The sequence below is a fragment of the Pseudomonas sp. genome (genome assembly GCF_026224925.1).
Taxonomy (GTDB): domain Bacteria; phylum Pseudomonadota; class Gammaproteobacteria; order Pseudomonadales; family Pseudomonadaceae; genus Aquipseudomonas.
Genome location: NZ_JAMFRV010000221.1, coordinates 1 through 6,058 on the forward strand (window position 1 = coordinate 1; position 6,058 = coordinate 6,058).

Consider the following 6,058-nt stretch of genomic DNA (forward strand, 5'->3'; position numbering starts at 1 on the left):
AAGAGGATGCTCCACAGGCGTGCGCGCAGATCCAAATACCGTGACCTTGCGACGACCCTTGAACCGCTCTAGTACACGGAAGGCGTTTTCCAGTTCGCGTAATGCTTGCAGCGTGATCTTGGCGTTCCAGCGATTGCGATCGTCCTGAGCCATGCGCAGAACGGTCAACATCATGTCGCGATACAGCGGGAGGTTCGGACTGTTAGGAGCAATCAGGCGGATTTGATCTTCAACCTTGCTGGTGAGGTCGATGCCGTTACTCTGGAAATGGAGAGACAGAAAGTCGTTCGGTTCATAGGGCATTCAACGTTCTCCTTTGCACAACCATTAGCGTGTCGATTGCAACTGATTGATCTTGTGCTTATATCGACAACACTGGCAACGAGTGATTACGGCAATACGTCTATGTTTGTTTCGGAGTGGAGAAGGGGGGCAGCAGAAAGCAGCAGTGCGCGCCGATGCTGGGCAGAGTCGCGCATACCAAAACCAGATCTATTTTTTCATCTTGCAATCAGACGCCTTGAACACGTGGGTCGCGACTGCGCGGTTGGTTTTGTATTCGGTGAACTCGTATTTCAGCAGCGCCCCTTTGGCCATGAGTTGGCGAAAGCCATCATTGTTACAAACGCTGGAGCCCAACTGGTTGCGGACTGCGTCGGGATTTTCACGCATCTGTACCGCGTGACTTGGGAGTACGCTCAGGTGGTCGACGAGTTCTTTCCCTTCAACGGTATAACCTTGATCAAGGATGTTTTCGTTGATTGCCCGAGGTGTACCGACGCTGCTTTCCGCCGCAACTTTTTCCAGCATTTTGCTCAGCTCGTAATCCTGTTTGGACGCCGCTTGGGCGCAAAGAGGAACGGCCAGCAAAAGTGTGAGGGTAGGGACGATAAGGCGCAGCATTTAAAAACTCTCCTGATTCAGTGACTGGTCCCTTGGACCATTGACTTGAACGTGCGTTCACCGCTTGCCTGACCCTGCCCCATAGGCGAAGGGATTTCCAGCAGACCAGTGGCCGCGCGGCAGTATAAATGAAACATCAGGTAAACAAAGATCCAGCTAACGGCGGGCGCTGTACGTGGCTCTGATAAACTGAGCTTACTTTTTATCCAGCGAGTACCTGCTGTGTCGATGCTTTATGTTTGGCGGCGTAATCCAAAATGAGCCATGCCGTTTCCCGTCTCCGCGCTCAACGCCTGGCACGCGCGGTAAAACCGTTTGTCGCACGGGGTTCAAGGGCGCCGCGTTGTCCCGGTTGCCGCGTTATCCCCAGTTACTGTCTGTGCGCTTGGCGCCCGACAGTGGTGGCCAAGTCAGCCATGTGTTTGTTGATGTATGACGTCGAGCCGTTGAAGCCCACCAACACCGGTTGGCTTATTGCCGATGTCATCGAAGAGACCCATGCGTTTGGGTGGTCGCGCACGGAAGTCGATGCTGATTTGCCTGCATTGCTCAACGATCCGCAGTGGCAGCCTTACATTGTGTTTCCTGGCGAGTTTGTCGCGCCAGAGCGCGTCGTAACCGAAGTGAGGCTTGAGGAGGGCAAGCGTCCTCTGTTTGTCCTGCTGGACGCGACTTGGAGCGAAGCACGTAAGATGTTTCGCAAAAGCCCGTATCTGGATCATTTGCCGGTGCTCAGCCTGGAGTCGGAGCAAATCTCCCGCTATCGATTGCGCCGCTCCAAGCGTGATGATCATTTCTGCACCGCGGAAGTGGCCGCATTGTGTCTGGAACTGGCGGACGATCAGGCTGCCGGTAGTGTGTTGGACGCCTATCTCGATGTATTTACTGCCCACTATCTGGGCGCCAAGCACTTACTTCCGATCAATCTGGAAGATGAATCCCACGCCTACCTGAAAACGTTCATCTAGCGTTACGAGCCTTGGGTGGTGGCGACAGTTACCACCGATTGCTCAGGCTTCTTAGGCCACAACTGCGCCACCAGCATGCCCGCCAGCATCAATGCGCACCCCAGATACCCCTTCAGATGCAGTGATTCGTTGAGCATCAATGAGCCTGCAATCGCAGCGAATACGGCTTCCAAAGAAAGGATGATCGCAGCGTGTGAGGCAATGGCGTTCTTTTGCGCGATAACTTGCAGGGTGTAACCGATCCCGACTGCAACCACGCCGCCATAAAGAATGGCTGGCGCTGCGGCAATGATTGACGCCACATGAATCTCCTCAAAAATCAGTGCAAGGATAAGACTGACGGCCGAACAGGTAATGAATTGCAGGAAGGCCAACCGGATCGCATCGTGGCGGCTGGCGAACAGGCTGACCAGAATCACGTGTCCACCCCAGACAAATGCTCCAATCAATTGCAGCCAATCGCCGGAAGCCACTTGGAAGTTGTCCCCGACACTCAGTAAAAACATCCCGACCACAGCCATGCCAGCACCCATCCAAGTGCCCGTCCCGGTCTTGTGCCCCATCAGTAAACCCAGAAGCGGAACTACAATGACGTACAGTCCGGTGATGAATCCGGCGTTGGTCACGCTGGTAAACAGCAGGCCAACTTGCTGTAGGTTAATGCCTGCGGCCAACACCAGTCCCATGACCATTCCGCCCAGCAATAAGCTGCGGGTCATGAAGGGTTCTGGCTTGATCGATTCAACGCTGGCTGGCCCACGAAGAATTAACGGCAACAAACACAGTGACCCAAGCGCGAAGCGTAAACCGGTAAAAAGATACGGGCCGATATGGTCCATGCCTGAGCTTTGAGCGACAAAACCCGAGCCCCAGATCATCGCGGTAAGGAGCATTAAAAGGTCGGCTCGCAGGGCTTGTTTTTGCATGATGGCGCTCAGGTCAGTGGGCCGCAGACTTTGCAGTAAAGCGCGGAGCTTGACCACCCCGACATCGCTCGTCATCCTTGTCGCCGCAATAAGGCTTAAACGCCGACATTGCGGGGCTTGGCGTTAACAGCGCTGTATTGGCGCTGTGAGTTTGCTGGCATCGACGGATGCCTTCGTGGGAACTGAATTCGTCAGCGCTCACCTAAAAAAACAGGATCATTTATAAATGACATACGAAATCCTGATTGCCGATGACCACCCATTGTTTCGCAGCGCACTGCACCAGGCGGTCAGCCTTGGTCTAGGCCCTGACGTCAGACTGGTCGAAGCTGAAAGCATTGCCGAGCTTGAAGTTCATCTAGCGCAAAAGCGTGATTGGGACCTCGTGCTGCTGGATTTGAATATGCCAGGTGCCTATGGTTTTTCCGGGCTGGTGCTGCTTCGCGGGCAATACCCGCAAATCCCCGTGGTGATGGTGTCAGCGCAGGAAGAAGCGTCGATAGTCGTCCGCTCGCGAGAGTTCGGGGCAAGTGGCTTTATTCCCAAGTCCAGTTCCCTTGAAACGATTCAAGAAGCGGTTCGTACTGTGCTTGCTGGTGATGTCTGGTGGCCGCCGCAGGTCAACGAAGCGATCAGTGTCTCTCCTGAAGCCAAAGCGGCCAGCGCCGGACTGGCGAGCCTGACACCGCAACAGTTCCGCGTGCTGACGATGGTGTGCGAGGGCTTGCTGAATAAGCAGATCGCTTATGAACTCAGCGTGTCGGAAGCGACCATCAAGGCACACGTCACGGCAATTTTTCGAAAGCTTAATGTACGAACCCGTACTCAAGCGGCGTTGTTGTTGCAACAGATGGAATCAATTCCACTAAGCTAAACCCGTTAAGGGATTGGTTATTCACGCTTTTTTGACATTAGTTAAACTAGCTTAATGTGTCTTTTTTCAAGCAGTACTACTTATGTCGCCCTTCAAAGGCCAAACCGGTCTGAAGCGTATCCTCAACGCTTCTGGTTACTCACTCGATGGTTTACGTGCCGCGTTCAAGGGCGAAGCCGCGTTTCGTCAATTGGTGCTGCTCAACGTGATTCTGATCCCGCTGTCGTTTGTGTTTCACGTCAGCCAGGTCGAACGTGCAGTACTGATAGCCGTGTGTTTGCTGGCGCTGATCGTTGAGTTGCTCAACTCGGCAATTGAAGCCGCGATTGACCGTATTTCGTTGGATCTGCACCCTCTATCGAAGAACGCAAAAGACATGGGCAGCGCTGCGCAGTTCGTTGCGCTGTGCATGATCGGTTTGGTATGGGCTTTGATTCTGCTGGGCTGAGTGAGCGGTTAGCATCAGCAGGCTTACGCAATGTTAGGCAGCACGATTTCGTCGCTGCGCCGCACACCAGCAGTGAGCCCGCGACACAGGTCTAGAAACTCCCGTATGGCTGACGTCTGGTATTTTTGTTTGTGCCAGATGAAGTAGAACTGCCGCGACAAGTCCAATTCCGGGGTCTCCACCGCCACCAGGCTGCCCCGGCGGAAGGCGTCACGCAGGGCAAGGCGAGAAATGCAGCCGATGCCCAGACCCGACTCCACGGCGCGCTTGATCGCTTCAGTGTGTTCCAGCTCCAGTCGCACGTTTAGCGCGTTGCGATGATGGCGCATGGCTTGATCGAACGTCAGCCGGGTGCCCGAGCCTTGTTCACGTAGAATCCATGCTTCCCTGGTGAGTTCGTCGAGAGTGGCGTGACCGCGTTTGGCCAGTGGATGTTGTGGCGCGCAGAACACCACCAGCTCATCTTCGACCCAGCTTTGCACCTCGATGTCCGGGTGCGTGCAATCGCCCTCGATGAGACCCAGATCAATTTCGTAATGCGCCACTTGCTGCACAATATGTGCGGTGTTCTGCACATGCAGTTTGACTTGGCTTTCCGGGTGAAGCTGCATGAAGCTACCGATCAGCAGGGTAGCCAAGTAGTTGCCGATGGTCAGCGTGGCACCCACCGACAGTGAGCCGAAGCCTGATTTACCGTTGAGCAGGTCTTCGATCTCCTTGGCCTGATCCAGCAGCGCAACGGCTTGCGGTAATAGCTGGCGCCCCGTAGCGTTCAGGCTCAGGCGTTTGCCCGCGCGATCAAACAACTGGCAGCTGGATTGGCGCTCCAGTTCGGTGATTGAAGTGCTGGCAGCCGACTGCGAAAGCGATAAAAGTTCGGCAGCCCGCGAGACGCTTTCCTGCTGGGCGACGGCGACGAAAATCTGAAGTTGACGAAGAGTAAATCGCATATCTATATAACCGATAACCTATATCTTAATAATTCGTTTAACAGATATTGTGCTTGCTACTAGAATGACGCGCAATGGCGCTCAACGTTGGCGCAGGCGAAACTTTCAGGAGCCGACTTTACATGAGCAACATGAACCACGAGCGTGTCCTCAGCGTCCACCACTGGAACGACACACTCTTCAGTTTCAAGTGCACCCGTGACCCAGGTCTGCGCTTTGAGAACGGTCAGTTCGTTATGATCGGTCTGCAGCAGCCAAACGGTCGCCCGCTCATGCGCGCTTACTCGATCGCCAGCCCGAACTGGGAAGAGCATCTCGAATTCTTCAGCATCAAAGTGCAAGATGGTCCGCTGACCTCGCAGCTGCAGCATTTGAAGGAAGGCGACGAGATCATCATCAGCAAAAAGCCTACCGGCACGCTGGTACTTGATGACCTCAAGCCAGGCAAGCATTTGTACTTGCTGAGCACCGGCACCGGCCTTGCGCCGTTCATGAGCGTGATTCAGGACCCGGAAACCTACGAGCGTTTCGAGAAGGTCATCCTGTGCCACGGCGTACGCTATGTGAATGAAGTCGCCTATCGCGAGTTCATTACCGAGCATTTGCCGCAGAACGAATTTTTCGGTGAAGCGCTACGCGAAAAGCTGATTTATTACCCAACCGTGACCCGTGAGCCCTTCGAAAATGAAGGCCGCTTGACCGATTTGATGCGCAGCGGCAAGTTGTTCACCGACATCGGTCTGCCACCGATCAATCCTCAGGATGACCGTGCGATGTTGTGCGGCAGCCCGAGCATGCTCGATGAGACCAGCGAAGTGCTTAATAGCTTTGGTCTTAAGGTGTCTCCGCGGATGCGTGAACCTGGCGATTATCTGATCGAGCGCGCGTTCGTCGAAAAATAGATCGCTGTCCGCTGAAACACACTGCTATCTGTAGGACCGAATTCATTCGGGGAGGTCGCGACTCGGTATATCAAACAAACCGCGCCG

At 54.5% G+C, this 6,058-nt stretch carries 7 protein-coding genes and 1 pseudogene; 4 read left to right on the forward strand and 4 right to left on the reverse strand.

The window, feature by feature from the left end; genetic code table 11:
- Together M0974_RS09375 and M0974_RS09380 are read right to left on the reverse strand one after the other, a co-directional pair.
- Window positions 1-303: pseudogene (locus M0974_RS09375) on the reverse strand (cytochrome D ubiquinol oxidase subunit II); the annotation flags it as partial.
- Window positions 304-492: 189 nt separating this feature from the next.
- A complete protein-coding gene (locus M0974_RS09380) occupies window positions 493-903 on the reverse strand; it encodes a quorum-sensing-regulated virulence factor family protein (RefSeq protein WP_297835608.1) in 411 nt (136 codons plus the stop codon).
- A gap of 257 nt (window positions 904-1,160) precedes the next feature.
- Between M0974_RS09380 and M0974_RS09385 the strand changes: the two genes are divergently transcribed.
- Window positions 1,161-1,871, forward strand: a complete 711-nt coding sequence (locus M0974_RS09385; RefSeq protein WP_297835610.1) for a tRNA-uridine aminocarboxypropyltransferase — start codon at window positions 1,161-1,163, stop codon at window positions 1,869-1,871.
- A gap of 2 nt (window positions 1,872-1,873) precedes the next feature.
- Here the strand turns inward: M0974_RS09385 and M0974_RS09390 are convergent, their stop codons facing one another.
- Complete coding sequence (locus M0974_RS09390) at window positions 1,874-2,797, reverse strand: DMT family transporter (RefSeq protein ID WP_297835618.1); 924 nt, start codon at window positions 2,795-2,797, stop codon at window positions 1,874-1,876.
- Window positions 2,798-3,023: 226 nt separating this feature from the next.
- On the opposite strand from M0974_RS09390, the gene erdR reads away from it, so the two are divergent.
- Together erdR and M0974_RS09400 are read left to right on the forward strand one after the other, a co-directional pair.
- A complete protein-coding gene (gene erdR, locus M0974_RS09395) occupies window positions 3,024-3,671 on the forward strand; it encodes a response regulator transcription factor ErdR (protein ID WP_297835612.1) in 648 nt (215 codons plus the stop codon).
- An 82-nt stretch (window positions 3,672-3,753) separates the two neighbouring features.
- Entirely contained in the window at window positions 3,754-4,119 is a 366-nt protein-coding gene (locus M0974_RS09400) for a diacylglycerol kinase (RefSeq protein ID WP_297835614.1), read from the forward strand.
- Between the two features lie 23 nt (window positions 4,120-4,142).
- Here M0974_RS09400 and M0974_RS09405 read toward each other — a convergent pair whose 3' ends face one another.
- A complete protein-coding gene (locus M0974_RS09405) occupies window positions 4,143-5,069 on the reverse strand; it encodes a LysR family transcriptional regulator (RefSeq protein ID WP_297835615.1) in 927 nt (308 codons plus the stop codon).
- A 122-nt stretch (window positions 5,070-5,191) separates the two neighbouring features.
- Here M0974_RS09405 and fpr point away from each other — a divergent pair, with 122 nt between their 5' ends.
- The gene (gene fpr / locus M0974_RS09410) at window positions 5,192-5,971 is read left to right on the forward strand and encodes a ferredoxin-NADP reductase (RefSeq protein WP_297835616.1); all 780 of its coding nucleotides are present in this window, start codon (window positions 5,192-5,194) and stop codon (window positions 5,969-5,971) included.
- The last annotated feature ends 87 nt before the right edge of the window (window positions 5,972-6,058 follow it).

What these genes read in the sequence shown, in the direction of transcription:
- M0974_RS09380 (WP_297835608.1), bottom strand. Translation starts at nt 903, where the DNA reads ATGCTGCGCCTTATCGTCCCTACCCTCACACTTTTGCTGGCCGTTCCT.
- M0974_RS09385 (WP_297835610.1), top strand. Translation starts at nt 1,161, where the DNA reads ATGAGCCATGCCGTTTCCCGTCTCCGCGCTCAACGCCTGGCACGCGCG.
- M0974_RS09390 (WP_297835618.1), bottom strand. Translation starts at nt 2,797, where the DNA reads ATGCAAAAACAAGCCCTGCGAGCCGACCTTTTAATGCTCCTTACCGCG.
- erdR (WP_297835612.1), top strand. Translation starts at nt 3,024, where the DNA reads ATGACATACGAAATCCTGATTGCCGATGACCACCCATTGTTTCGCAGC.
- M0974_RS09400 (WP_297835614.1), top strand. Translation starts at nt 3,754, where the DNA reads ATGTCGCCCTTCAAAGGCCAAACCGGTCTGAAGCGTATCCTCAACGCT.
- M0974_RS09405 (WP_297835615.1), bottom strand. Translation starts at nt 5,069, where the DNA reads ATGCGATTTACTCTTCGTCAACTTCAGATTTTCGTCGCCGTCGCCCAG.
- fpr (WP_297835616.1), top strand. Translation starts at nt 5,192, where the DNA reads ATGAGCAACATGAACCACGAGCGTGTCCTCAGCGTCCACCACTGGAAC.